Annotated in this window: 24 protein-coding genes; 11 read left to right on the forward strand and 13 right to left on the reverse strand. The window is 35.0% G+C overall.

The features are described 5' to 3' along the window. Positions 1 to 5 precede the first annotated feature (5 nt). The 6 genes from FGM02_RS08720 to FGM02_RS08745 form a co-directional block, all read right to left on the reverse strand. Positions 6 to 395, reverse strand: coding sequence for a hypothetical protein (locus FGM02_RS08720; protein WP_139957981.1), 390 nt, complete (start codon positions 393 to 395; stop codon positions 6 to 8). A 71-nt stretch (positions 396 to 466) separates the two neighbouring features. Beyond that, entirely contained in the window at positions 467 to 886 is a 420-nt protein-coding gene (locus FGM02_RS08725; protein ID WP_139957982.1) for a GreA/GreB family elongation factor, read from the reverse strand. 218 nt (positions 887 to 1,104) lie between these two features. Continuing rightward, entirely contained in the window at positions 1,105 to 2,433 is a 1,329-nt protein-coding gene (locus FGM02_RS08730) for a sigma-54-dependent transcriptional regulator (protein ID WP_139957983.1), read from the reverse strand. Next, positions 2,434 to 3,516: a sensor histidine kinase gene (locus tag FGM02_RS08735; RefSeq protein WP_139957984.1), complete on the reverse strand. Its 1,083-nt coding sequence runs from the start codon at positions 3,514 to 3,516 to the stop codon at positions 2,434 to 2,436. A gap of 158 nt (positions 3,517 to 3,674) precedes the next feature. After that, positions 3,675 to 4,409 carry a LytR/AlgR family response regulator transcription factor gene (locus FGM02_RS08740; protein ID WP_208021492.1) on the reverse strand — a complete coding sequence of 245 codons (735 nt, stop codon included), beginning with the start codon at positions 4,407 to 4,409 and terminating at the stop codon, positions 3,675 to 3,677. Positions 4,410 to 4,412: 3 nt separating this feature from the next. Next, positions 4,413 to 5,450, reverse strand: a complete 1,038-nt coding sequence (locus FGM02_RS08745) for a sensor histidine kinase (RefSeq protein ID WP_139957985.1) — start codon at positions 5,448 to 5,450, stop codon at positions 4,413 to 4,415. A 669-nt stretch (positions 5,451 to 6,119) separates the two neighbouring features. Here FGM02_RS08745 and FGM02_RS08750 point away from each other — a divergent pair. After that, the gene (locus tag FGM02_RS08750) at positions 6,120 to 6,761 is read left to right on the forward strand and encodes a DUF6266 family protein (protein ID WP_139957986.1); all 642 of its coding nucleotides are present in this window, start codon (positions 6,120 to 6,122) and stop codon (positions 6,759 to 6,761) included. Between the two features lie 152 nt (positions 6,762 to 6,913). Here the strand turns inward: FGM02_RS08750 and FGM02_RS08755 are convergent, their stop codons facing one another. Beyond that, positions 6,914 to 7,168 carry a helix-turn-helix domain-containing protein gene (locus FGM02_RS08755; protein ID WP_139957987.1) on the reverse strand — a complete coding sequence of 85 codons (255 nt, stop codon included), beginning with the start codon at positions 7,166 to 7,168 and terminating at the stop codon, positions 6,914 to 6,916. A gap of 600 nt (positions 7,169 to 7,768) precedes the next feature. Here FGM02_RS08755 and FGM02_RS08760 point away from each other — a divergent pair. After that, the gene (locus FGM02_RS08760; protein WP_139957988.1) at positions 7,769 to 8,494 is read left to right on the forward strand and encodes a transposase; all 726 of its coding nucleotides are present in this window, start codon (positions 7,769 to 7,771) and stop codon (positions 8,492 to 8,494) included. Between the two features lie 222 nt (positions 8,495 to 8,716). On the opposite strand, the gene FGM02_RS08765 is transcribed toward FGM02_RS08760, so the two are convergent. The 3 genes from FGM02_RS08765 to FGM02_RS08775 all read right to left on the reverse strand — a co-directional run bounded on the left by FGM02_RS08765 (position 8,717) and on the right by FGM02_RS08775 (position 10,542). Beyond that, positions 8,717 to 9,421: a thioredoxin family protein gene (locus FGM02_RS08765; protein ID WP_139957989.1), complete on the reverse strand. Its 705-nt coding sequence runs from the start codon at positions 9,419 to 9,421 to the stop codon at positions 8,717 to 8,719. 2 nt (positions 9,422 to 9,423) lie between these two features. Continuing rightward, positions 9,424 to 9,948 (reverse strand): TlpA family protein disulfide reductase, encoded by a 525-nt coding sequence (locus FGM02_RS08770; RefSeq protein WP_139957990.1) that lies wholly within the window; start codon positions 9,946 to 9,948, stop codon positions 9,424 to 9,426. A gap of 177 nt (positions 9,949 to 10,125) precedes the next feature. After that, positions 10,126 to 10,542, reverse strand: coding sequence for an MgtC/SapB family protein (locus FGM02_RS08775; RefSeq protein WP_139957991.1), 417 nt, complete (start codon positions 10,540 to 10,542; stop codon positions 10,126 to 10,128). A 463-nt stretch (positions 10,543 to 11,005) separates the two neighbouring features. Between FGM02_RS08775 and FGM02_RS08780 the strand changes: the two genes are divergently transcribed. The 5 genes from FGM02_RS08780 to FGM02_RS08800 all read left to right on the forward strand — a co-directional run bounded on the left by FGM02_RS08780 (position 11,006) and on the right by FGM02_RS08800 (position 16,581). Further along, entirely contained in the window at positions 11,006 to 11,590 is a 585-nt protein-coding gene (locus FGM02_RS08780) for a TetR/AcrR family transcriptional regulator (protein ID WP_139957992.1), read from the forward strand. A gap of 69 nt (positions 11,591 to 11,659) precedes the next feature. Then, positions 11,660 to 12,292: a nitroreductase family protein gene (locus FGM02_RS08785; protein ID WP_139957993.1), complete on the forward strand. Its 633-nt coding sequence runs from the start codon at positions 11,660 to 11,662 to the stop codon at positions 12,290 to 12,292. 16 nt (positions 12,293 to 12,308) lie between these two features. Beyond that, positions 12,309 to 13,469, forward strand: coding sequence for an iron-containing alcohol dehydrogenase (locus FGM02_RS08790; protein ID WP_139957994.1), 1,161 nt, complete (start codon positions 12,309 to 12,311; stop codon positions 13,467 to 13,469). 240 nt (positions 13,470 to 13,709) lie between these two features. After that, the gene (locus tag FGM02_RS08795; protein WP_139957995.1) at positions 13,710 to 15,539 is read left to right on the forward strand and encodes a cation:proton antiporter; all 1,830 of its coding nucleotides are present in this window, start codon (positions 13,710 to 13,712) and stop codon (positions 15,537 to 15,539) included. Between the two features lie 142 nt (positions 15,540 to 15,681). Further along, the gene (locus FGM02_RS08800; RefSeq protein WP_139957996.1) at positions 15,682 to 16,581 is read left to right on the forward strand and encodes an EamA family transporter; all 900 of its coding nucleotides are present in this window, start codon (positions 15,682 to 15,684) and stop codon (positions 16,579 to 16,581) included. A gap of 77 nt (positions 16,582 to 16,658) precedes the next feature. Here FGM02_RS08800 and FGM02_RS08805 read toward each other — a convergent pair whose 3' ends face one another. The 3 genes from FGM02_RS08805 to FGM02_RS08815 form a co-directional block, all read right to left on the reverse strand. Continuing rightward, complete coding sequence (locus FGM02_RS08805) at positions 16,659 to 17,972, reverse strand: DEAD/DEAH box helicase (RefSeq protein WP_139957997.1); 1,314 nt, start codon at positions 17,970 to 17,972, stop codon at positions 16,659 to 16,661. A gap of 99 nt (positions 17,973 to 18,071) precedes the next feature. Continuing rightward, a complete protein-coding gene (locus FGM02_RS08810; protein WP_139957998.1) occupies positions 18,072 to 19,607 on the reverse strand; it encodes an SDR family NAD(P)-dependent oxidoreductase in 1,536 nt (511 codons plus the stop codon). A 167-nt stretch (positions 19,608 to 19,774) separates the two neighbouring features. After that, positions 19,775 to 21,115, reverse strand: a complete 1,341-nt coding sequence (locus FGM02_RS08815; protein ID WP_139957999.1) for a DEAD/DEAH box helicase — start codon at positions 21,113 to 21,115, stop codon at positions 19,775 to 19,777. 257 nt (positions 21,116 to 21,372) lie between these two features. On the opposite strand from FGM02_RS08815, the gene FGM02_RS08820 reads away from it, so the two are divergent. Genes FGM02_RS08820 through FGM02_RS08835 form a run of 4 tightly spaced genes read left to right on the forward strand, consistent with a single transcriptional unit; the run spans position 21,373 to position 24,809 of the window. Then, positions 21,373 to 21,807 (forward strand): RrF2 family transcriptional regulator, encoded by a 435-nt coding sequence (locus FGM02_RS08820; RefSeq protein WP_139958000.1) that lies wholly within the window; start codon positions 21,373 to 21,375, stop codon positions 21,805 to 21,807. 56 nt (positions 21,808 to 21,863) lie between these two features. Further along, on the forward strand, positions 21,864 to 22,214 hold the full coding sequence (locus FGM02_RS08825; RefSeq protein WP_139958001.1) for a 2Fe-2S iron-sulfur cluster-binding protein: 351 nt from the start codon (positions 21,864 to 21,866) through the stop codon (positions 22,212 to 22,214). Between the two features lie 12 nt (positions 22,215 to 22,226). Next, positions 22,227 to 22,562, forward strand: a complete 336-nt coding sequence (locus FGM02_RS08830) for a cupin domain-containing protein (protein ID WP_139958002.1) — start codon at positions 22,227 to 22,229, stop codon at positions 22,560 to 22,562. Positions 22,563 to 22,592: 30 nt separating this feature from the next. Beyond that, positions 22,593 to 24,809 (forward strand): nitric-oxide reductase large subunit, encoded by a 2,217-nt coding sequence (locus FGM02_RS08835; RefSeq protein WP_139958003.1) that lies wholly within the window; start codon positions 22,593 to 22,595, stop codon positions 24,807 to 24,809. Positions 24,810 to 24,901: the final 92 nt, after the last annotated feature.

Consider the following 24,901-nt stretch of genomic DNA (forward strand, 5'->3'; position numbering starts at 1 on the left):
TCTTATTATTTACGTTGATACCTACTTATTAATTGATAAAACCGATTCTTAAAATCGTTACATTCTTCTACTAATTTTAAATAATTGATCCGCTTTTGTTCGTGGACTTTGTACCTATTTACATCGTAGTCATGGTCGCCATACTCAAATTCAACCTTTAGCTCCTGCTCGTATTTACAAAGATTGGCCATCAACAAAACATTTTTTCTTCGAATTGTCAAAAGGGCACTTGAAACCGAATGATCTCTTAACAATTGTTTTTCAATAATGGACAAGTGCTCTAATTCTGTATTGAAACATTCCATGGAAAACATCCAAGAATTGGCCTCATTGATATCTTTTTGTATGCACAGTTTTCTATGCCTTTCTATGGTATGTCTTGAAATTGTTGTCAACGATGTAGGGGCTAAGAAATATTATTAGTATTATACGAGGAACCGTATTTTTTTCAATTCATGCTAATTCACTACACCACCATGTCCATAAAATCATAGGTTTGCACCTGACTGACGCGCGTAATGGTAAGCTGTTGTTTGCCACTAGGAAAATCCCAAACAATAATATCGCCTTTGGAATAACCAATAAGCGCTGCCCCCATCGGTGTTAAAATTGAAATTTTATTTTGTTTTAAATCTTTGTCCTTTGGAATCACAACTTGCATGGTTCTCTCCCATCCATTGTTAGAGGTAACAGTCACTTTGGTGTTTAAACGAACAACATCCATCGGCACTTCTTCTTCATCCAATACATGCGCTGTTTTCATTTCTTCGTGTAAACGTTGTAAGGATTTATGTATTTCTTGATCTTCCACATAGCCCGAAACATTTAAAATTCGCTTTAAATACACATACTCTTTTTTTTCTAAAATCAAACTTCCGTATCTCATAGTTTCTACTTTTAATAAATTAAGGAAAACGCTTAAAAGGATAACTTCGTTTTCATTCATTCAATAGGCAATACATGTGCCATGACAATAGTTCAAAAGTTTACAAAACACAAAAACCCTTTTAATTAAAGGGCTTCGGGCAGTTTTTATAAAACACCATTGTAAAATGTATCGGGGTAAAATTCCCCACTAGGGTAAAAAAGTAGCAGTTTTAAAGTCTATTCCAACAGTTTTTGTCGAATGGTTTTACGGTCTATTTGAAGAATTTCTGCCGCTTTGGTTTTGTTATTTCCTGTAGCCCTCAATACTTTTTCTATGTATTGTTTCTCAATCACTTTTAAAGGCTGTAATTTTTCTGAAGAAATTGGCAATGCATATTTTAAATGCTCAGGCAAATCAGCTACCTCAATCGTTTTATTACACATAATAACCGCTCGTTGAATGCTGTTTTCTAGCTCTCTAATATTTCCTGGCCAGTCGTAACGTTCTAAAATAGCCAAGGCTTCCGGACTTATTTTTACAAATCCATCTTTGTATTCAATGCCGTATTTGAATAAAAATTTATCGACCAATAAAGGAATATCTACTTTTCGTTCTCGCAAAGGTGCTATTTCAATTTCAACCACTGTTAAACGATAGAATAAATCTTCTCTAAACGTTTGTTTTTTAATCAATTCTCGCAAATCACTATTGGTCGCGGCAATAATGCGGACATCTATTTTTTCTGCTTTTGTGGCCCCTACTTTTACGACTTCTTTTTCTTGAAGTACACGCAGCAAACGTGCTTGAACCGCTTGGGAAGCATTTCCTATTTCATCCAAAAAAATAGTTCCCCCATTGGCGGCCTGAAAAAAACCTTCTCTATTTTTTTCTGCTCCTGTAAAAGCTCCTTTTAAATAACCAAACAGCTCCGATTCTAATAAATTTTCTGGAATAGCCCCACAGTTTACCGCAATAAACGGAGCTCTTGAAAATTTTCCTTGGTAGTGAATGGCACGTGCTACCAATTCTTTTCCAGTACCACTTTCTCCTTTTACAAAAATAGTGGCTTTGTTGTTTTTTACACGCTCAATAATTTGAATGACCTTGTTTATTTTTTCCGAATGTCCTATAATTTCTCCATAAGCTTTTTTAGCATCCTCCGACCTAGTAGGGTCTATTCCTGCTTTTTCTGGCTTCAGTGCCAAGGAAGCATCAACGGCTACTTTTAGTTCGTTTTTGGTAAACGGTTTGGTTACATAGGCCACCACACCCGATTTGATGGAGACCAAGGAATCTTGAACAGATGGATAGCCCGTGACCATTAATTTAGGCAATTTGGGATAATGCTCCGAAACAAATTTGATCAATTCAAAACCGTCAATTTCTGGCATTTTTAAATCGGTGATTAGCAAATCTATTTTAGTGTCTCGTAAAATTTGCACCGCTTCTTTTACCGAAACCGCTTTGTAGGTATGGTAATTCCACGATTGTAAATGACGTTGTAAGAGTTCTAAAATATCAATATCATCGTCTACAATTAATATATTTTCCTTTTGTAATTTCATTTAATCTAATTTTGGCAATTTTACGGTAAATACGGCTCCTTTGTTTTTTCTATTCTCTGCAACAATTGTTCCTTTATGTCCGGCTACTATGCCATGTACCACACTTAAGCCCAATCCGGCACCATCTCCAGTGGGTTTTGTTGAAAAGAAAGGTTGAAATACTTTTTCCAAAGCTTCTTCCGACAAGCCTATACCTTCATCAGCGACTTTAAGTACCAAGTGTTTGTTTGATTGAAAAACATCAATATGTACCGTACTTTTTTTAGGTGAAAAATAAATGGCATTCATCACCAAATTAAACACAACTTGTGTAATTTGTACCTTGTCTGCTCGCAGCATAAGCAGCTCTTCTTCTAAATGTAACGTATAACGAACCTCAGCTTTTTTAAAGGTCGCATCCAATAAAGCAACAGACTCTTTTACAATAGGAACAACGTTTAGTTCCTTTAGTTCCTTGGGCATTTCACAGGCAAAAAACAGTAATTTTTTAACCACTTCTCGAGAAAATATGGCATTGGAAATAATTTTATCCAAATCTACCGCACTGTGTTTGGATAGTTCCGTTTCTTCTTTTAACAATTCGGCAAAACCTAAAATATTGGCCAAAGGTGTGTTTAGTTCATGCGCAATTCCTGCGGTAATTTCACCCAAAATACCTAAACGGTCTGCATGTTCCATTTGCCGTTTTAACGACCTCTCATTGTTTTGAATTTCTATACGCTCTAAAAGATTTCCTAATTTTAAAGCCACATTGTCCAAAAGTGGTTGCTCTTCTTTTAAAAAGCTTGCCTCCTTTTCTAATAAAGAAGCGACAATTTTACCTTGTACTTTGTTAAAGACAATGATTTCAGAACAAATTTGTTTTTCGGAAGCTATGCTTCCTGTTTTATACCTATCCTTTGGCGTTTCAATTAGAATTTCTGTCGTATTTGGAGCGTAAAAACCTTTTTTTAAACACACTGCAATTGCTCTGATCGTATCAATCATCTCTTTGGAATTGGCATTCACAATAATAGAAGAGACTTCATAAAGACAGGTCAATTCCTTGATTCGTTCTTGCAATGCTAATTCTGATGTATTCATAAATAGTCCTGTTTTTTTTGGGATAGCTGTTTAAAAGCAGCTTTTTAAAAGGAATTTTAAATATAGAAAAATTACGGAATATTAACGAAGAACAAATGAATACTTCATACAGCATTTTCTAAATAGTTCCAACTTGTACCAAACAGAATTTTACAGACTTAATTTAACAACGAGTTTTTATTGACAAACTCTAAAAATTTGGCTTTGTATTGTTCAGAAACCGTGATGCGCTGGTTGTTTATTATTATTTGACTGCGCTCTATTTCTTCTACATTTTTTAGCGAAACTATAAAAGACCGATGTACACGCATAAAATGCGAATCTGGTAATTCTTCTTGTAAAAATTTCAAACTCATCAAGGTCAATATCGGTTTTGGCTGATCCTTTAACCAAATTTTTATATAATCTTTCAAACCTTCAAAATACAATACGTCTGCCAATTTAATGCGAAGCTGTTTGTATTCCGATTTTACAAAAAGAAATTCTTTTTCTTCGGAAACAATCTCTTGTTGATTTGTTTTAACTAATGAAAACCAAGTATTTGCTTTGTTGGCAGCTGCTAAAAACTCGGCATAATCAAAGGGTTTTAATAAATAATCTAAGGCTTCAACTTTAAATCCTTCTAAGGCATATTGATCAAAAGCTGTGGTAAAAACCACCCGTGTTTCTTTGGGTAGCATTTTAGAAAATTCAATTCCTGTTAGGTCTGGCATTTGAATATCTAAAAACAACAAGTCTACAGGTTCCTTTTTTAAAAATGCTAAAGCTTCAATAGCACTACTACATTTTTGTTTCAACTCTAAAAAAGGAGTTTTCTCTACGTAGCTTTCTACTAAATTTAAAGCCATAGGCTCATCATCGACAATAACACAAGTAATTTTTATTGAACTCATAATTTAGTTGGTTTCAATTTTTAAGGTGACTAAAAAGCGATTGTCTTTTAATATCCGTGTAAAGCTAAATTTATCGGCATACAATAATTCCAAACGTTTTTCTAAATTTTGCAAACCAATACCTGATCCACTTTTGTCATCGGTTTTCTTTGGGTAATTATTGTTTTCAACGGTAAATAGAACCCGTTTGTTTTCACAGCTCATAGAGATATCAATACGGCTCTGTTTTGTTGCAGACACCCCATGTTTAAACGCATTTTCAATTAGGGAAACAAATAACAAAGGGGCAATTTGTATTCCTGTCTCTTGCAAAGGAAAACTAGAATGAATAGTCGTATTATCAGAAACTCGCAAGGCCATTAAATTGATGTATTTTTTAAGAAAATCAATTTCCTTAGCCAAAGGCACCATTTCTAAATTGGTTTCATACAATAAATAACGCATCAATTTGCTTAAACTATGAATGGACGATTTGGCCTGTTCTGGCGAAACATCTACCATTGAGTAAATATTATTCAGTGAATTAAAAAAGAAATGTGGTTGCAACTGGTAATGCAAATGTTGCAATTCCGATTTCAATTTAAAATGGCTTGCTTCTTTTCGTTCTGCTTCAATAGTACTCCAACGTTTTGTGGTTTTTAGGGCTATTGAAAATAACAAAGGTGCCATATAAGACAAGAGCTGCATGTAAATGGCCATTTTAAAAGGAAGTCTTACCGATCTTTCACTTCGAGTGCTTTTTCGTAGCAATTCTTGGAAAAAATTATCCTCTATATATTCTTTTAAAAACACAAATAAAATAATCATCAAGCCATTTAGAATCACAAAAGGCAGCATTTTCTTCGGAAATAAAAACCTGTCTATGAGCACAAAATAATTGAAATAAAAGATCATCAAAGAAAAAACCAATGGGATCCAAAAATGAGCTATTAGCCTATAGATTTCTTGCTCTTGACCATAAGACAATAAGTATGGAAGGCAAAAAAGCAACAGCCAAACTAGTACATGGGATACGATAGTAATTTTTTTATTCTTGTACATGCAGTTTTATTTTAAATCGTATGTTAAATTAAAGATCTTCCCAAGCCTAGTATTAACCTGATACGATTGCTAGTTTTTAAACGCTATAAAGGTAAAACTATTTCCTATTTCTGTACCCTATAATAGATAATTTAGCGCATTATCTATACCAATAAGGGGATTTTATAGATTGTAAAATGCTTGTGCATGTTTTACGCTGTTCCTTAGCCAGGAGAAGTAGCTGAATGCATACGAAAACTAGTAGCGCTATTACGGTGTTCGATAGCCTATGCTGAGCAAAGACCCAACGATTAAATCATAGTTAGAATATCAAATACCAAGGCGTTCGAAGACCCTGTTTTACGACTACGCTACCCACTTCAGAGACCTTCCCTACAGTTTTCCCCCTATTTACTCCTAAAAAACTCCATTTTTTAAACATACAGCCTTCCGTTACCCGAAGAACTCCCGAACAAAACCCGAACAAAACCTCCTAAAAACGCTGTTTTTGTACGATTATAAGGCAACCGTAGTCATTGGGTGTCAAAAGTTGCTTGACGTTGTTGTTTGGTGTTGAAACCACTCGCAAACCATTAGTTTGAGAGACTATGTATCAGCAGGTTTCAAGGTTTTGGATGTTCGCTTCTTAGGTTTTATGTTCGTTGTATATTAACTATAAATTTTAGAATTATGGCTACATTTGAAAAAGGTATTCTTGGCGGATTTTCTGGCAAAGTTGGTAACGTAGTAGGTACGCGTTGGCGTGGAAAAAATGTAATGCGTAGTTTGCCACAACGTGGTAATTATATGCCTACAGTAAAACAGGAAGAACAGCGCGAAAAGTTTAAAACGGTCATCAGGTTTTTAAGTCCTATTGTAGAAGTATTGAACCTTTATTTTGGAAGTCCACAGGGTGATAAATCGCGTTCTAATTTGGCAACTTCTTACCATCTTAAAAATGCAGTGGTGTCTTCCCCCACAGGCATGGCTATGGATTATGCCAAGGTACTGATTAGCAAGGGCGATTTAAGAGGTATTGATGCAGGTACTTTAACTGTCGGTGCTACGCAAACGCTTGTTTTTGGCTGGCAAGACAATAGCGGACAGGGAAAGGCTACAGCCAATGATCAATTGATGGTAGTGGTGTATGCACCCGATCTTCATTTGTTTTATAGCAATGTAACAGTTGCTAACAGAGATGCCACCACAGCAACGGTAACTTTACCGGAGTTTATGGCGGGTTTTGAAGTAGAAGTTTGGGCTTCTTTTAGCAAACCAAACACCAATTTTGCTGCTATAAGCACTTATATGGGTGCTGTTACAGTTCTGTAAAAATAGGCTTGCGTATCCAACGCAACTTTTACACAGATTTTTAAGGCGTAGTAGCCTATAACATACCCAATGTTATACGCTAGTACGCTTTTTTTTATGTGCTTGTATGGCTAATTCTTTAAAAAGGCGGGTACAGCAAGGGGGGCGACTGCCTATTGTTTGATATTGCGAAGTGACTTTTGTAAAAACAACTTATTTAACAGGTGTTTTGGGTACATAGGACTACGGCCTAATTTAAAACTAGGAATGTGATGTTGTTTGCGTAACCTGTAAATGGTACTTCTACTTACATGCAAATGTTCCATAATTTCTTCGGTGGTAAGCCATACTTCATTTTCTAACAAATGGGCATCAAATTCTAAATGATTGTCTTCTGATGTAACGGTGTTCTTTTTTTCTTTTTTCATAATGCTTTTTTTTAGTTTCCATACGACTCTGTAATAGAGTCGCTTACCTTACTAATATAATTATTATTTTTCCAAAAAAAGACGCTAGTTAAAAAAATACCCAATTTTAGGGAGGTGGAATTTGCTTGTTTTTTTGGATTTTTAGCTGCTAAAACACATTTGATATTTTGTGAGAAAGTGGTTATATTCGTTCTTGTAGATTTTAAAAACTGAAATGGATACTACCGCCAAAAAAAACTTGTATTCCCTTTTTGGGAGCCTTTTTAGATTGTTCAATATTGTATATAGAATTAAAATTTTATATTACTTGATCAAATGAACGGAAAGACCTATCAAGTACAATGGAATAATGATAAAGATAGTAGATTTGTCAGTCGAATCTATTACATCACTTTTAGAATAGTGCAATACCTTGATTAAAATTTATCATGACTAACAGGTTTATATCAAGAAAGAGCCATGTAGAATAATAACGTAAGCTAAAAGCCATTCGTATATTTAATACCATCACCTTAAAGGGATTAGAAAACCCTAAAACAACAAAAAGCCCCCTGTCCCCTAAATGAATAAGCGAAGTTTTAACACTAAAGAACCTTAACAATGAACCACTACAATCCTAAGAAACACCATCGTAGGTCTATCCGTTTAAAAGGATACGATTACGCCCAAGCAGGATTGTACTTTATAACGCTTTGCGTACAAAACAGACAGCATTTATTTGGAGAAATTATGAACGGAGAAATGCAATTGAATGCATTTGGAAAGATTGCCGCACAGGAATGGATAGCCACTGAAGAGATTCGAAAAAACTGCACTTTAGGAGCCTTTATCATCATGCCCAATCATTTTCATGCCATTATTTCTATAGATTACGCTTTAAAAGAATCGGAAACTATTGGAACCTTTACATCGCCATCTCAAAGCATCGGAGCCATTATAAGAGGCTATAAAGGAGCAAGCACCAAAAAAATTAAAGAAAGAATTAGATTAGAAGAAAAAAAGGAATTCGATTCTAAAAGAAAGGAATCTTTCTTAAGTACGGGCGAATTGCAATTCGCCCCAACGGATAAGGAATTCGCCCCAACGGATATAAAAGGATTCGATTCGGAGGATAAAAAGGAATCCGCCCCAACGGATATAAAGGGATTCGATTCGGAGGATAAAAAAAGATTAAATTTAGCGGATATCGATTTATCTAGATCTATCTGGCAACGCAATTATTACGAACATATCATTAAAAATGACAAAGCTTTTAAAAATATAGAAAACTACATTCTTAAGAATCCTTTAAAATGGGAAGAAGATACATTTCATAAGAAAAAATAAACGATTCTTCCTCCATCCCCAGTAGTGCGGCCAATTTAAGAATTTATTTGAATTAGTACAGCCTTATAAATCATATCAGGAACAGCTAAAAAACTAATTTAAAAACGTTTTCCTAGAAAATAGTATCGCTGTAAAAAATACTTTATACATAAAAAAACAGCTTCGAAAATTCCGAAACTGCTTTTATACCCCCATCAAAATTGATGGACTATTGCTACTAAATTATTTATTTGGTTTTACGGGACAACCAATCGCTTTGGTAAAATTAGGCGTTGGCTTCTCGCCATTTTCCAAGGCGTTTATGGCATTTTCTAAATACTTTATTTTTACGTCTTCTGCATGTTTTGGATTGTCGTCAATAGTACCAATATATTGTACCTTTTTTGCTTTATCCAATAAAAAAACGTGTGGCGTTCTAACAGCTCCATACAACGGCGTAATTTTTTGACCTTCATCTGCTAAATACACAAACGGAAATTTCTTTTCAGCTGCTCTTTCTTGCATGGCCTCAAAACTTTCTCTTTCATTGTTCTCACTCACATTTGGATTGATGGCAATAACCGAATATCCTTTTGAAGCATAGGCAGTGTGCAACGCTATCAAACGGTCTTCATACATTTTTGAAAACGGACAGCCGTTACAGGTAAAAACAACAATATATCCTTTAGCACCTTTTAGATCAGCCATTGAAAAGAATTTACCATCTACATTTTTAAGTTTAAAATCTGTAGCGGTATCTCCAATTTTATACCCTCCTATTTCTTCTAAGGTTTTGGTTTGTTCCGGATTGTGATTGCCTCTAGGTGGGCCTTTTCGATCTCCCTTTGGTGGAGGTCCATTTCTATGGTCTTGGGCACTTACATTTAGGGAGATAAATAAGCTGCTTACTACTAGTACAGCAGCTAAGATGGAATTGCGTTTTTTCATTATTATTTATTTTTAATTGTTTTTTTTATTTCATTTTTTAAATCTTCTACATCCTCAAAAGCTCTTTCGTAATAAGCTCTATTTTTTGCATTGAATACAATAGTAAAAGGAATGGCACCAGACCAATTTGGATCTATTTTATCAATCCAACTGTTGGCATTAGGCGCATCTAATACAATTACTTTTGAAGTAATGCCCTTCTTCTTTAAAAAGGGTTTTAGTTTTGTTTCAATATCTTCAGGAAAATCAAGACTTACCAACAAGACCTCCACATTCGGATGCTCTTTTTCATAGGCTTGTAGAATAGGCAATTCTTTAACACAAGGTGCGCACCACATGGCCCAAAAATTAATAAGAAAAGTTTTGTTGGAATCGCTCGTTAATAATGGTTCTAATTCCTCAAAACTATACACAGCAATAGAATTGTTTATGTCAGCATTAGTACTTTTTAGTGCTTTTGTAGCAGTTGCTTGTCCATGACAAACAGCGGCAAATAAGAAACTAAATATAAGAAGTGGTAATTTCATTTTTTAACGACATTTAATTGCATCCTTCAAAGATAGTAGGATGAACTGTTTAATTAAAAGAAAATAGACGTTTGCCAAAAATCACTCTATAAATTCTCCAATTGTATCGATGAACTATACGAGCTCTTCAGCAAGCTAAAAAAAGCTGTTTGGTATAAACTGGTAAATGTCCTTGCCTTACTTCCTGTTCTTCAACCATTTTTCAATGGGAATTAAAACAGAATTGACAAAAATGACCAAAGTGGTACAAATAAGGGTTTCTAAAAACATACCCGAAGCCGCCAGACAAGCAATGGCTGCACTGCACCAAATAGTGGCTGCAGAACCTAAACCGTGTACATTGGACCCTTCTCTAAAAATAACTCCTGCTCCTAAAAATCCAACTCCAGAAACAATCATCGCAATAATTCGGGTTAAATCTCCCGATGTTTCTGTGATCTTATAGGAAAGCAATACAAAAATTGCGGTTCCTGTGGCTACCAACATATTGGTTTTTAATCCTGCCGTTTTGTTGCGCAACTGACGTTCAAACCCAATGGCCAAACCTGCCGACAAGGCCACTAACAAACGTAAGGTAAAATCTAAAGTTGTCATGTTTCAATGTATTTAGTACAAACTAAGATACACATTTATTCGATTTCTTAGAACTCGTAAAAAGAAGGAGTACTTTTCTTTATAAAGATTGAATAATTACTTAGCTCCAGTAATTTTGATTAAAATTAATCTATTGTTTTCTTTTTCTAGCTTTCCACCCCTCCTTCTTATATCAGAATAAAAAACCTCATGTTTACTTATTATACTGTTCGTATAGTTATCATGCTGTTTTTTATAATATTCAAATTGCCCAACTAATTTTCGATTGGTTTTAGTCAATTTATTTCTTTTAGCTAACTCCTTATTTACCCGCATCTCTTATAGAAATTAGGTAGGTTTTCTCCCTCCTTTTAGCGCTGCTTCTTCCCCTATATTTTTAAAGAATTTAAAATTGTGTTAAAAAAAAGAATGAACGTTCACTTTTAAACATGTTTCTATATCTTTGCCGAAGAAATAAAACAAGATGGCCAAACTACAAAAAAGTATAGACAAGCGAAATGCCCTGATCAAGGCAACCATTGAGTTGGTAAACAACAACGGATTTCATGCCACGCCCATGAGTAAAATTGCGAAAATGGCCAATGTATCTCCGGCAACCATTTATTTGTATTTTGAAAACAAGCAGGATTTGGTGAACAAAACCTATATAGAAGTAAAAGCCGCATATACCGATTATGCCTTTGCTACCTATGACGAACAAATGAGTATTGAAAAAGGATTTGAAACCATTTGGAAACGCATTGCCGATTTTAAATTGAAGGAATGTGAGCATGCCCATTTTTTGGCGCAATGTGACAATACCCCAATGATTGATGAACCAAGCCGACAAGAAGGAATCAAACATTTACAACCCCTACTCGACCTTTGGGAACGTGGTAGAGCAGAAAAAATTATCAAACCTATTTCCGATTATATATTGTATGCCTACGCCATCAACCCTTTGTCCTTTTTAATGATTGCCCAAAAACGAGGTTCTTTTCAACTGGACAAAACACATATAGAAGAAGCCTACCAATCGGCTTGGAGCAGTATAAAACTGTGCAAATAAAAACGAATACTTAAAGAGAAGTAAGAAGTACTTCAAACAAATAAAACAACATAAATAACAATTTTAGATATGGAATTATTAGACAAATTAAACTGGAGATACGCTGCAAAAGCGATGAATGGAGAAAAAGTAGCTGAAGACAAAATAGAACGAATTTTAGAAGCGGCACGTTTGGCACCTACGTCAAGTGGTTTGCAACCTTTTGAAATTATTGTGGTTAAAAATCAAGAAATTAAAGAAAAAATTAGACCTATTGCTTGGAATCAATCGGTAATTACAGACAGTTCTCATTTATTGGTTTTTGCCGCTTGGGATACTTATACAGAAGATAGAATCAACCATATGTTTGATTTGACCAATGAAATTCGTGGTTTTAAAAACGAAGGTTGGGAAAACTACCGTCAAATGTTATTGAGTGCTTACCCACAAAAAGACGCTGAAGAGAATTTTAATCACGCTGCAAAACAAGCGTATATTGCATTTTCAGCTGCTATTATTGCTGCTGCTTATGAAGGCGTTGATACCACTCCTTTAGAAGGTTTTGATCCTACTGCCGTTGATGAAATTTTAGGACTTCGTGAAAAAGGATTGCGTAGTGCTGTTTTATTGCCAATTGGTTATAGAAAAACAGAAGAAGATTGGTTGGTAAACCTTACAAAGGTGCGCAAACCAATGAGCGAGTTGGTTACCGTTATTGAATAATACAAAAACACACAAGATGAACAATTTTGATTTTAAAAACCCGACCAAAATTATTTTTGGAAAGGATACCATAAAAAACTTAGAAAACGAAATTCCTAAAGATGCCAAAGTCCTGTTACTTTATGGAGGCGGAAGCATCAAAAAAAATGGAATTTACGAGCAAGTAAAATCGGCATTGGCAAAAGTAGACGTCGTTGAATTTGGAGGCATACCTGCCAACCCAGAATATGCGGTTTTACTAGAAGCCTTAGCTATTATTAAAAAAGAAAACATTACCTACTTATTAGCCGTAGGTGGTGGTTCTGTAATTGACGGGACTAAATTTTTAGCTTCTGCAGCGCTTTATGAAGGAGAAACTCCTTGGGATATTTTAAGCCAACACATAAGAACAGAAAAAGGAATGCCTTTTGGTACGGTACTGACTTTGCCTGCTACAGGTTCAGAAATGAATTCTGGAGCGGTTATTACCAGAGCCGAAACCAAAGAAAAATTAGCCATGGGTGGTCCTGGTTTATTTCCTGAATTTTCAATTTTAGATCCACAAGTTATTGCCTCAATTCCGAAACGCCAATTGGCCAACGGTTTGGCAGATGCTTTTACACATGTATTAGAACAATACATGACCTACCCAGTAGAGGCTTTGCTGCAAGATCGGTTTGCAGAAAGTATTTTACAGACCTTAATTGAAGTCGCACCAAAAGTGCTAAAAGACCCAACGGACTATAAAGCAAGTGCCAATTTTATGTGGAGTTGCACCATGGCCTTGAATGGTTTAATTCAAAAAGGCGTACCTACCGATTGGGCAGTACATGCCATGGGACATGAATTAACGGCTTTGTTTGGTATAGACCATGCACGTACTTTAGCCATTATAACGGCAAGTCATTATACCTATAATTTTGAAACGAAGAAAGAAAAATTAGCACAGTATGGCGAACGTGTTTGGCAAATTACAGAAGGAACTTTAGAAGAAAAAGCCCATGCAGCGATAGTAAAAACAGAAGCCTTTTTTAAAGGACTGGACATTGACACAAAATTATCTGATTATACAGATGACTACGAAGGAACGGCGGAAGAAATTGCCAAACGTTTTACCAATCGTGGTTGGGTAGCTTTAGGAGAACACCAGTCTTTATCACCAGATAAAGTACAAGAAATTGTAAAAATGGCCTATTAGCCTACATTCAATAGTCTTTTAAAAAAAACCTTCCTTTTATTTTTAAAAGGAAGGTTTTTTATTGTTTCTACTTTTCTTAGACTTCTTCCCTATACTGAATACAGCTAACTTTAATTAACTGCTAAACGGCCTGTTTCTACTAATTTTTAAAAGCCTTCGTAAATAAATAATAGTATTGCTATCATTTCAAAAGGATTGTTATATTTGTTTTTCTTGAACTAATCTTGTAAGCGCAAAGAAATGATAGAACTATCTGGAATCGTTATCTTAGGAATTTTAGCACAGTGGTCGGCTTGGAAATTTAAAATCCCAGCCATCTTACCTTTAATATTAATAGGATTGCTTGTTGGCCCCATAGCCGCAGAATGGTTAAGTTCTGATGGTAGCAAATGGATAGAACCTGTTTGGAATGGCGAAAAAGGCTTGTTTCCTGGAGAAAGTCTGTATTATTTTGTGTCTTTGGCCATCAGTATTATTTTATTTGAAGGGGGCTTGACCTTAAAATTAAATGAAATTAAAAATGTAGGGCCTGTCATTTCCAAACTTATTACCATCGGTTCGGCAGTAACTTTTTTGGGTGCTGGATTTTCAGTTCATTATATTTTCGATTTAAGCTGGCAGGTGTCTTTTCTTTTTTCAGCTTTAATTATTGTGACAGGTCCCACAGTAATCACTCCTATTCTAAGAAATATTCCTTTGAAAAAAGATGTTTCTGCAGTTTTAAAATGGGAAGGAATTTTAATTGATCCTATTGGTGCTTTGGTCGCCGTTTTGGTTTTTGAATTCATCAACGTAGGTACCGGAACGACCTATACAAAAACGGCTTTTTTAGAATTTAGTAAAATTGTATTGTTCGGTTCTACCTTTGGCTTTACGTTTGCCCATGCCTTGAGCTTTGCCATCCGTAAAAAATTAATTCCTCATTATTTATTGAATGTATTTGTTTTGGCTTCCGTTTTAGGAACTTTTGTCCTTTCCGATGCTTTTTCACATGAATCTGGTTTGCTATCGGTTGTAGTGATGGGAATGGTTTTAGGAAACTCCGATTTGCCTTATATCAAAGATATTTTAGACTTTAAAGAATCTTTAAGTGTATTGCTAATTTCTATTTTATTTATTTTATTAGCTGCCAATGTCAATTGGGCCGATTTAATGTTGATTTACAACTGGCAGACCTTGGCATTGTTAGCAACCATTGCTTTTATCATCCGACCTTTGGGGGTGTTTTTATCTTCCATCAATTCGACTTTAAAGTTTAATGAAAAATTGTTTATTAGTTGGGTAGGACCTAGAGGTATTGTTGCTGCAGGTATTGCTTCATTGTTTGGTTTAAAATTGGTGAAAAATGGTGTAGAAGGTGCTGAATATATTACACCTTTGGTTTTTGTAGTAGTTTTAGGAACCGTTTTGTTCAATGCGACTACTGCCCGCTTATTTGCTAGAATTACAGGGGTATTCTTAAAAAGTTCCAATGGCATATTAATTATTGGTGCTTCTAATTTCTCAAGAATTATTGCGGCTTACTTAAATGAAAATGACCGTCAAATAGTATTGATAGATTCTAATATTGGCAATATAGAAAAAGCAAAAAAAATGGGCTTAGACGCCTCGTTGGTGGATATTTATTCCGATGAATTATTGGACAATATAGAGTTGAGTAATATTGGTTTTTTAATTGCCTTGACCGGAAATGCTGAAATCAACAAATATGCTCTTCGTCGATTTAAAAAGCAATTTGGAGAAAATGGTCTTTTTAGAATTCGTACCCATGCTGAGGTTATTGAAAATCACAAGACGGCCAATGTCATGTACCACAAAAATGACTATGTTTCTGTATCTGAAGTGGCCAATAAATACCCGCAAATTCACGAAGTAAATTTTGATACCAAAGAAGAATACATCAAATTGATTCGTATGGCCGAAAAGGATCAGGACATGATTCCTTTGTTTATAAAATATCCCGACAATCACTTGGATATTATCACCTATGTAAACAAAACCCAACTGTCTAATATTAAAAAAGGCAGCTGTTTGGTGTATTTAGGAAAAGAAATTGGAGAAGATGCCTAATTTTTTATTTTTGATCCCATAAAAAAAAACGATAAACTCCTTTTAAACAACCATTTACACAAGCTGGTTTTGTTACGTATTTCCTAGGAAAACAAGCCTAATTTATGCAAAAATGTACGACTGAAAAAGTATCTTTGCCGCCATGTGGATGTATTTAGGACTTTTGTCGGCTTTATTTTTAGGATTGCATAATTTATGTAAAAAACACGCAGTAAATAACAACGAAGTGTACCCGGTTTTATTGGGAACCTTGATTTCAGGATTTCTAGTATTTCTTCCTTTTTATATTGGGTCTCATTACTATCCTGACTCCTTAAAAGAACTCGGTTTTTATATTGCCGATATCCCTTGGACAAGTCACGGTTTTATTGCTGTAAAATCGATGATCATGGCAGGTTCTTGGATACTAGCTTACCAAGCCTTAAAACATTTACCCATTACAATTGTTACCCCTATTCGCTCAGCAGGCCCTTTTTTCACCTTTATTGGAGCCATGCTTATTTACAATGAACAGCCTACACCATTTCAATGGATCGGATTTTTCCTGATCATCTTTTCGGTGTTTTTATATTCTAAAATTGGAAAAAAAGAAGGAATTGTCTTTAAAAAGAACAAATGGATTTATGCCATTATCGGAGCCACATTTTTAGGAAGTGCTTCTGGTTTGTACGATAAATTTTTAGTCCAGTCGCTCGACTTAACTCCACAAACCTTACAATTTTGGTTTTGTTGGTATACCATTATCATTCTACTATTAATTTTATCGGTCAACTTTTTTCCCAACAAAGAAAAAAGACAAAATTTCAAATTCCGTTGGTCTACAGTAGCTGTAGGAATATTATTGCAAACTGCTGATTATTTTTATTTCAAAGCCTTACAAGATCCAGAAGCCTTAATTATGCTACTTTCAGCGATCAAAAGAAGTCAGTTAATCATTGCCGTTGTTATTGGTGGACTTTTATTCAAAGAGAAAAACAAACGTAAAAAATTAGTGCCTTTGGCAGGTATTATGATTGGTGTGCTATTGATCCTTTATTCTTAATAAACAAAACAGAATTTATCCTACAAAAAACGCCCATCAGAAATGATGGGCGTTTTTTGTAGTAGGAAGTTTGGCTTTTACAAAAGCGTTACTCTTACTTTTTTCTTTTTCAATCTAGAATTATTTAATTTTTCAACCAATTTACTTGCAATGGTCAAAGGCACTGCTACAAAAGCACAGTCTTGTTTTAAATCAATAGTTCCAAGCTGATCTCTGTTAATTTCACCTTGTTTAAAAAACAAACCAGCAATATCCCCTTTAGAAATTTTATCTTTTCTACCACCCGAAATAAATAACGTTGCCCAAAATTGTGGCTTACGAGTTCCCGTTTTAGGAAGTCTGATCACATTTGGTTTTTCAATAAATTCAGGAAAAATCTCTTTGTCACCTTTTATTAAATAAGCCGTTCCTTTCGAATCTACTCTTGCCGTTCTCCCATTTCTATGCGTATATTCTTCATAAGCATCTGGTGTTTCAAAATGAATGATAAATTTCATTTCAGGAATGTCAATTCCTCTAGAAGCCAAATCACTAGCCACCAAAACAGAAACACTACCATTCTTTAATTGAATCAAAGCACGCTCTCTATCTTTTTGTTCCATACCCGCATGAAAACAAGTATGCTCTATTTTCTTTTTATCTAAAAACAGACTGATATCTTCAATGGTTCCTTTTTTATTACAAAAAACGATTCCCGGTTCATTTCCTAAAAAATTCAGCAGTTCCACCAAGGTATTGTGCTTATTTTTAGAAGGAGAAACCACCGTTTTTACCACCAACTTTGAAGTCGCTTTTTCTTTTAAATAATTTAGCGTTGCCGCTTTTTCCATTCTAAAATAACTAGGAATAGCCGCCCCTTGCGTTGCAGACGTTAAAATACGCTTTGTTAAATTTGGCAAATGACTGATGATATTTCGCATATCACCACCAGCACCTACTTCAAAAGAAATATCAAATTCATCAATCACCAAAGTCTTGATATCTTTGGTCGTAAAACGCGCTTGCACAAAATGATCTGACAAACGACCAGGTGTTCCAATTAAAATAGCCGGTGTATGTTTTAGTTCAATTTTATCTTTTGAAATAGTTCTACCACCGTAAATAGCATTGGCTTTGTAACCCGATCCCATGTTTCTGATTACCTGCTCAATTTGAATGGCCAACTCTCTTGAAGGCACTACAATTAAAGCTTGTACTTCTTTGCATTCTGGATCTAATTGTTCCAATACAGGTAATAAAAAAGCCAAGGTTTTCCCTGTTCCTGTGGGTGATAACAATATTGAATTTGTATTGTTACGCATCACCTCCAAAGCTTCTTCTTGCATTGGGTTCAACGTATGGATATTTAGCTTTGCTAAAATTTCCTCTTGTTCTTTTATAGTATTTGCCATAATTTATTCCGAATGTTTGCGATTGGCTATTTGCTTTTCGCTATTTTACCTCTACTCTATTACTCAACTGCCAAAAGCCAAAAGCTAATGGATAAAAACCTACCAATCGATAGGGAAATAATCTTTTAAGAATTTACCACACCAATGTTTTCCTGTATTGATCCCGTCAATTAAAGGATCCATTACACGCGCAGCTCCATCTACAATATCTAAAGGAGGCTGAAAATCGTGAACCTCAACTTTCTTTTTTGACAACTCTGCTGGATCTTCATCTGTTACCCAACCGGTATCTACCGCGTTCATATAAATTCCCGACTTGGCAAAGGTTGCTGCAGAAGTATGGGTTAGCATATTCAAAGCCGCTTTGGCCATATTGGTATGTGGGTGACGGTCTACTTTTTTGAATCTGTGGAATTTTCCTTCCATAGCAGACACATTGATGATGTGTTTTTTTCCTGTGTTTTCTTTCATCATTAAATTTGACAAACGGTTACACAATACAAAAGGTGCTACAGCATTTACTAACTGTACCTCTACCATTTCCGTAGTTTCAATTTCTCCAAGCTTTAAACGCCAGCTATTCGTTTTTCTTAAATCTACCTGTTGCAAATCTTCATCCAATTGTCCTTCTGGAAAAACTTCTGAAGTCTGCAAAGAATTATCAAAACTGTAAGGAATTTGTGACAATTCTGCAGAATTACGCAAACCAATTCCAGGTTCTGGTCCGTGCCAAGTGACTGGCAATACATTGTTTTTACTGGTTTTAGCCGTTGCCGTACTTAGTTCTGACAACTCCTGTAAACAGCCTGTATGATCTTTTAATAATTTTTGTGCCAGTTTAGGCAATTCGTCCACAGGTAATTTTTCATTTTCCATCAAGTGGAAATAAAATCCTGAAGGTCTTCTTACCGTCTGTGCAGCATTGTTGATCAGTATGTCTAGTCGATCGTATTTTTGCTCTATATAATTACAAAAAATTTCCACACTCGGAATATGTCTCAAATCCAAACCATGAATATGCAATCGGTCACTCCACTCCTTATAATCGTCTTCTTTCGAAAATCGAATCGCAGAATCTGCAGGAAAACGTGTGGTAGCCACAACCGTTGCTCCTGAACGCAATAACATCAAGGTAATATGATATCCGATTTTTAAACGAGAACCGGTAATAACCGCCACTTGATCTTTTAAATCTGTAGTTTGAAAACGTTTCGCATAATTCAAATCACCACAGTCCGTACACATGGTATCGTAAAAATGATGCAATTTGGTATACACCGCCTTACATACATAACAATTTCGTGGAGATTCCAATTCTGGTGTATCTTCAGGAATGGCCGCAGGTGCTAATAATTTAGGCGCCACAAACAAAGCCGATTCACGTGCCGATCGAATACCCGTAGATTTTCTTGCATGTGTATCTTTGGCAATCATTTTACGTTTTGCCGCTTTTTTAGCGTCTTTTCTTCTTCGTTGAAATTCATCACGATTGGGTCTCGACAATTCTCCCGCAACTTTAAAAAGTTGTACTCTTTGTGCTTCTGGCAACTCAAAAAGCTGATTGGTATCCTCCAACAATCGTTGTATTGTTTGAATACATACGTCTATTTCCGGATTGTTCTTCTGCTCACTCATAAAATACTACTCCTATATTATCTTTTTATTGGCGCCTTTTCTAGCATTCGTCTCTTGACCCTTACTACGCTCTTTAGCACTTTTGAGCCTACGTTTTTTGTTTTCAATAAGTTTGCACCATTTTTCTAAAAAAATTAAATAGCAAAGAATACAAACCTAAAACACAATTACTTCTTTTTTTTCTTTTTTGAAACTTCTGGCTTTGCTGCTGCTGCATTATTTTGCGCTACATAATTGGCCAAAATTTTCTCTACCAATTCTTCTTTGGTCAAATGATGAAAAATAGTTTTCACCTTCTTTTTAAATTCTTCTGAAATTTCACGATTTGGTTTGGTTTTAAATATTTTCTTTGCCCACAACAAACCGTTATTTTCTTCAATACTTTCTGCATTGGCTTTTTGAAAAGGCTTAAAACTAATTTCCAAAGCTTTTTCAAATTCAGCAATTTCTGCAACTTCTTCTTGTTGCAATATGGTCAATGACAAACCTTTGGCTCCTGCTCTAGCCGTTCGACCACTTCTATGCACATAGGCATCAAAAGTATCTGGCAAATGATAATTGACCACGTAAGCTACATCTTTTACGTCAATACCACGAGCCGCCAAATCTGTGGCTACTAAAATATCAATATACCCTTCTCTAAATTGCCCCATAATACGATCACGAATACCTTGTGACAAACTACCATGGATGGCTCCTGAAGAAAATTTATTGATGGCTAAATTCTTTGCCAATTTATTAACTGCTGCTTTGGTCTTGCAAAATATAATTCCTCTTTGTCCTTCTTTTGAATTTAAAAAGTGTAGCAAAACCTCTAATTTCTCTATCGGTTCAACCACCACATACTGATGGTCAATTCCTTGATGTCCTACCGTTGCCATATCCGCTTCTAACTGTAGCACGTGTTTCGACATGTAATTTTGCACCAATTGTTTGATTGCACCTGGCATAGTTGCCGTAAACAATAAAGTTCTTCTCTTTTTTGGAATTTCTTTGATGATACTATCCAAACCTTCTTTTAAAGCAACCACCATTTCATCGGCTTCGTCTAAAATAAAATAAGAAATGTTTTTAATATCAATAGCCTTTCGTTCTACCAAATCGGCCAAACGACCTGGTGTAGCCACTACAATATGTGTGTCTTCTTTTAAACGTTCTATTTGCGATTTTACAGAAGCACCTCCACAAACAGATGCGATAGAAATACCTGGACTATTCGTTGCGAAAGCTTCTAAATTCGCAAATATTTGTTGCCCTAATTCTCTTGTAGGAGTTAATATTACGGCTTGAATTCCTGGGTTTTCTAAATCAATCAATTGCAACAAGGGCAATCCGAAAGCTGCAGTTTTTCCCGTTCCTGTTTTTGCCAAAGCAACGACATCTTCTTTTTGATTTAAGAGTACGGGTATTACTTTTTCCTGAATAGCTGTTGGAACACTAATTCCTAAATCGCTTAAACTTTCTTGTAATGCTGCATTGATTCCTAAATCTGAAAACTGTTGACTCATATAAAATAATTTTGTGCAAAGATAATCACACTTTGACAGCTAATACTACCATTTAGCGGATATTAACTCAATAATGTGTACATAGATGCTATTCTTTACTATGAAACCAATTAAAAGAGCTTTTGATCACAATTATTTGTTGGACTGATTCAATTTAAAGCCAACTTTAAAAGAAAATAAAATAACTCTAATTTTATAACGGATAAGTTTGTCTGTTATTAAATAGTTCTTTAAATTTGCCCTATAATTACAACAATATGTTTTCAAAATCATGTGAATACGGACTTAGAGCCATCATTTATATTGCCCAGCAAACAGCTCAGGACAACAAGGTAAGTTTAACAACCATTTCTGATGCCATTGATTCTCCACAAGCTTTTACCGCAAAAGTACTGCAACAATTAACGCGCAATGAAATTGTAAAATCAATCAAAGGTCCCTATGGTGGTTTTGTTATAGAACATGAAAAAATGGATGTTGTTAAATTAAGCGATGTGGTGGCTATATTGGATGGAGATTCTATTTATACCGGCTGTGGTTTAGGCTTGAAAAAATGCAACGAAAACTCTCCTTGCCCCCTGCATTTTAAATTCATTGAAATTAGAAACCAACTAAAAAAAATGTTGGAAACCACAACATTAGCCATGGTTGTAAAAGATATGGATACTGAAACCTTCTTTTTAAAAAGATAAAAAAATTAAAAACAAAGAGGATAAGAAGATCCGAGTATAGTCTTTAAAAACACTTAATGCCAAATTCAAATAACATACAAATCAACAAAACAAGCTATACAATAAATGTAACAGATTCTTACAATGACAAATTTGTATTGAGCTTCAAAAAAAACGAGTATGCAAATTTAAGAGAACTCATTGAAGAGAATTACCCAGAAGAATTTGGAGCCTGTAAAGGCAAAGGACTTTGCGGCACTTGTGCAGTTAGATCAAACAAAGAAATTAAAAACGATTTTCAATCTGCCACAGAAATAGAAATTCTAAAAAAAAATAATACAAACCTCAAAAACACCCGACTGGCCTGTCAAGTCCAAGCCAACAAAACTATTGACAAAATGACTTTTAAAATTTTAACTGAAGAATAAATAACAACAATTATGAATAAAGCATCCTTATTAGAAAACATTAGCTATCAAGAAAACGACAAGCCAACGGTTACCGTATTGCTAAAAACAGCAGCAACCAAAGAAGTACGAATTGTCATGAAAGAAGGACAATTTATGAAGGAACACAAAGCCCCCTTCCCTATTATTATTGAATTGTTTAAAGGCTCCATCGATTTTGGTGTTGAAGGAAAAAAGCAAGTCTTAAAAAAAGGTGACATTATTGCGCTAGAAAGCAATATTCCTCATGACCTATTCTGTACCGAAAACTGTATCATTCGTTTGTCAATTTCCGTATTAGACACGGTAGAACGAATTCACAAAATTTAAAATTATTTTTTTACACTAAATTATCATAAAATGAAAAAAACCTGGATCGGATTTATAAGTGTGGTCGTACTCTCATTTATAGCACTTATATGGATTGGAACGGAAGTCTACCAAACACAACCCCCAATACCACAATCGGTAATTATTAAAGAAACCAATGAAATTCTTTACACAAAAGAAGACATACAAATTGGTCAAAATGTGTGGGAATCTATTGGAGGAATGGAAGTCGGTTCTATTTGGGGACACGGAAGTTATGTAGCTCCAGATTGGACTGCAGACTGGATTCACAAAGAAGCTGTTTTTATGCTTGAAGCTTGGTCGCAACAAGATTTTAACAACAGTTACGAAAACCTAAACGTAGAACAAAAAGCAGCCCTAAAAGCAAGATTGATTCAAGATGTTAAGACAAACACCTTCAATAAGAACAATCAATCTATTACCCTTTCTAGCTACAGATTAGCAGCCATAAAAAGTAACATTCAGCATTATACCTCTATTTTTTCTGAAGGAAAAGCAGAATATGCTATTCCGAAAGGTGCTTTGGTAGATGCTGAAAAATTAGAACAATTAAACGCCTTTCTATTTTGGACTTCCTGGGCAGCAAGCACCAACAGACCAGGTAAGGATTACACCTACACCTCTAACTGGCCGCATGAACCTTTAATAGACAACAACATTACTGATGATTCTATTATTTGGTCTGGATTATCTATAGTACTGTTGCTTTTATTTATTGGAATTCTAACCTATTATTATTTATTGAACCACGAAAAAGGAGAATCTCTTACGAAACCAGATACAGATCCTTTGGTAAATTTAAAGTTTGTGAGATCGCAAAAAGCGGTGTTAAAATACTTCATTGTTATTTCCTTATTGATTTGCCTACAGGTGGTATTAGGAATTATTACCGTGCATTATACCGTGGAAGGACAAGCATTTTTCGGATTTGAATTGGCCAATTATTTACCTTATTCTGTCACTAGAACTTGGCATACACAACTAGCCGTATTTTGGATTGCTGCTACATGGTTGGCAACTGGTTTATTTTTAGCCCCCATGATTTCCGGTAAAGAAATGAAATACCAAGTTTTTGGAATTAATTTTTTATTCATTGCATTGCTCGTTATTGTTTTAGGATCTATGCTTGGTGAATGGTTGGGCGTACACCAATTTTTAGATCTAACTACGAATTTCTTCTTTGGACACCAAGGATATGAATACATGGATTTAGGTAGATTTTGGCAAATATTTTTAGGAATAGGATTGGTTTTATGGGTAGTGATGGTTAGTAGACATATTATTTTTGCCATTCGTAAAAATGATGCTTCCAAACATTTATTAATTATTTTATTAATTTCTGTGATGGCAATTGGAATGTTCTTTTTCTCTGGTTTGATGTACGGAGAAAACAGCAGTCTGCCTGTAATTAACTACTGGAGATGGTGGTTGGTACACCTTTGGGTAGAAGGTTTCTTTGAAGTTTTTGCTACCGTAGTAATAGCGTATATTTTCTCTCAAATGAAAATTATTTCACCCAAAACCGCAGGAAGAGTATCTGTTGCCTCAGCCACCATATTTTTAGCAGGTGGAATTATTGGAACATTGCATCACCTGTATTACTCAGGAACACCCGTACAAGCCATTGCTTTAGGAGCCACCTTTAGTGCTTTGGAAGTAGTGCCTTTGACTTTAATGGGTTTTGAAATTAGAGAAAATTGGAACCTTTTAAAAAGTAAACCTTGGATGGCAAAATACAAATGGCCCATCTTTTTCTTTATTGCCGTAGCTTTTTGGAATTTTATTGGAGCAGGAGTCTTCGGATTCTTAATCAACCCTCCTATTGCTTTGTATTATATTCAAGGTTTAAACACTACTGCAGTCCACGCGCATACAGCTTTGTTTGGCGTATACGGAATGCTTGGAATGGGCTTTATTTTAATTTGTTTGCGTTTTTATTCAGACAGAGTTTGGGAAAGCAAAAAATTAGTTCGTGCCTTTTGGTTTTTAAACATCGGACTGGTAGCTATGGTACTTTTCAGCTTACTTCCTATCGGAATTATTCAAGCCTACACTTCTATTACAAAAGGCTATTCTTTTGCTAGAGATGCTGAATTGTTATACTCACCAACGGTACAGACTTTAAAATGGCTTCGTATGATTGGTGATATTATTTTCTCTGTTGGAATCTTTTATTTCTGTTGGTTTACTGTTTCAGAAACCATTTACAATTTCAAAAGAAAATAAATACAATTAAATAACCCAACTAAATTTGTCAATTTGCCCTTTATAGGCAGGTTGGCAAATTTTACTTCAAACAAATTCTAAAAAAACACTTA

It is taken from the genome of Flavicella sediminum, from assembly GCF_006381105.1.
Lineage (GTDB): Bacteria > Bacteroidota > Bacteroidia > Flavobacteriales > Flavobacteriaceae > Flavicella > Flavicella sediminum.

What these genes read in the sequence shown, in the direction of transcription:
- FGM02_RS08725 (WP_139957982.1), bottom strand. Translation starts at nt 886, where the DNA reads ATGAGATACGGAAGTTTGATTTTAGAAAAAAAAGAGTATGTGTATTTA.
- FGM02_RS08730 (WP_139957983.1), bottom strand. Translation starts at nt 2,433, where the DNA reads ATGAAATTACAAAAGGAAAATATATTAATTGTAGACGATGATATTGAT.
- FGM02_RS08735 (WP_139957984.1), bottom strand. Translation starts at nt 3,516, where the DNA reads ATGAATACATCAGAATTAGCATTGCAAGAACGAATCAAGGAATTGACC.
- FGM02_RS08740 (WP_208021492.1), bottom strand. Translation starts at nt 4,409, where the DNA reads ATGAGTTCAATAAAAATTACTTGTGTTATTGTCGATGATGAGCCTATG.
- FGM02_RS08745 (WP_139957985.1), bottom strand. Translation starts at nt 5,450, where the DNA reads ATGTACAAGAATAAAAAAATTACTATCGTATCCCATGTACTAGTTTGG.
- FGM02_RS08750 (WP_139957986.1), top strand. Translation starts at nt 6,120, where the DNA reads ATGGCTACATTTGAAAAAGGTATTCTTGGCGGATTTTCTGGCAAAGTT.
- FGM02_RS08755 (WP_139957987.1), bottom strand. Translation starts at nt 7,168, where the DNA reads ATGAAAAAAGAAAAAAAGAACACCGTTACATCAGAAGACAATCATTTA.
- FGM02_RS08760 (WP_139957988.1), top strand. Translation starts at nt 7,769, where the DNA reads ATGAACCACTACAATCCTAAGAAACACCATCGTAGGTCTATCCGTTTA.
- FGM02_RS08765 (WP_139957989.1), bottom strand. Translation starts at nt 9,421, where the DNA reads ATGAAAAAACGCAATTCCATCTTAGCTGCTGTACTAGTAGTAAGCAGC.
- FGM02_RS08770 (WP_139957990.1), bottom strand. Translation starts at nt 9,948, where the DNA reads ATGAAATTACCACTTCTTATATTTAGTTTCTTATTTGCCGCTGTTTGT.
- FGM02_RS08775 (WP_139957991.1), bottom strand. Translation starts at nt 10,542, where the DNA reads ATGACAACTTTAGATTTTACCTTACGTTTGTTAGTGGCCTTGTCGGCA.
- FGM02_RS08780 (WP_139957992.1), top strand. Translation starts at nt 11,006, where the DNA reads ATGGCCAAACTACAAAAAAGTATAGACAAGCGAAATGCCCTGATCAAG.
- FGM02_RS08785 (WP_139957993.1), top strand. Translation starts at nt 11,660, where the DNA reads ATGGAATTATTAGACAAATTAAACTGGAGATACGCTGCAAAAGCGATG.
- FGM02_RS08790 (WP_139957994.1), top strand. Translation starts at nt 12,309, where the DNA reads ATGAACAATTTTGATTTTAAAAACCCGACCAAAATTATTTTTGGAAAG.
- FGM02_RS08795 (WP_139957995.1), top strand. Translation starts at nt 13,710, where the DNA reads ATGATAGAACTATCTGGAATCGTTATCTTAGGAATTTTAGCACAGTGG.
- FGM02_RS08800 (WP_139957996.1), top strand. Translation starts at nt 15,682, where the DNA reads ATGTGGATGTATTTAGGACTTTTGTCGGCTTTATTTTTAGGATTGCAT.
- FGM02_RS08805 (WP_139957997.1), bottom strand. Translation starts at nt 17,972, where the DNA reads ATGGCAAATACTATAAAAGAACAAGAGGAAATTTTAGCAAAGCTAAAT.
- FGM02_RS08810 (WP_139957998.1), bottom strand. Translation starts at nt 19,607, where the DNA reads ATGAGTGAGCAGAAGAACAATCCGGAAATAGACGTATGTATTCAAACA.
- FGM02_RS08815 (WP_139957999.1), bottom strand. Translation starts at nt 21,115, where the DNA reads ATGAGTCAACAGTTTTCAGATTTAGGAATCAATGCAGCATTACAAGAA.
- FGM02_RS08820 (WP_139958000.1), top strand. Translation starts at nt 21,373, where the DNA reads ATGTTTTCAAAATCATGTGAATACGGACTTAGAGCCATCATTTATATT.
- FGM02_RS08825 (WP_139958001.1), top strand. Translation starts at nt 21,864, where the DNA reads ATGCCAAATTCAAATAACATACAAATCAACAAAACAAGCTATACAATA.
- FGM02_RS08830 (WP_139958002.1), top strand. Translation starts at nt 22,227, where the DNA reads ATGAATAAAGCATCCTTATTAGAAAACATTAGCTATCAAGAAAACGAC.
- FGM02_RS08835 (WP_139958003.1), top strand. Translation starts at nt 22,593, where the DNA reads ATGAAAAAAACCTGGATCGGATTTATAAGTGTGGTCGTACTCTCATTT.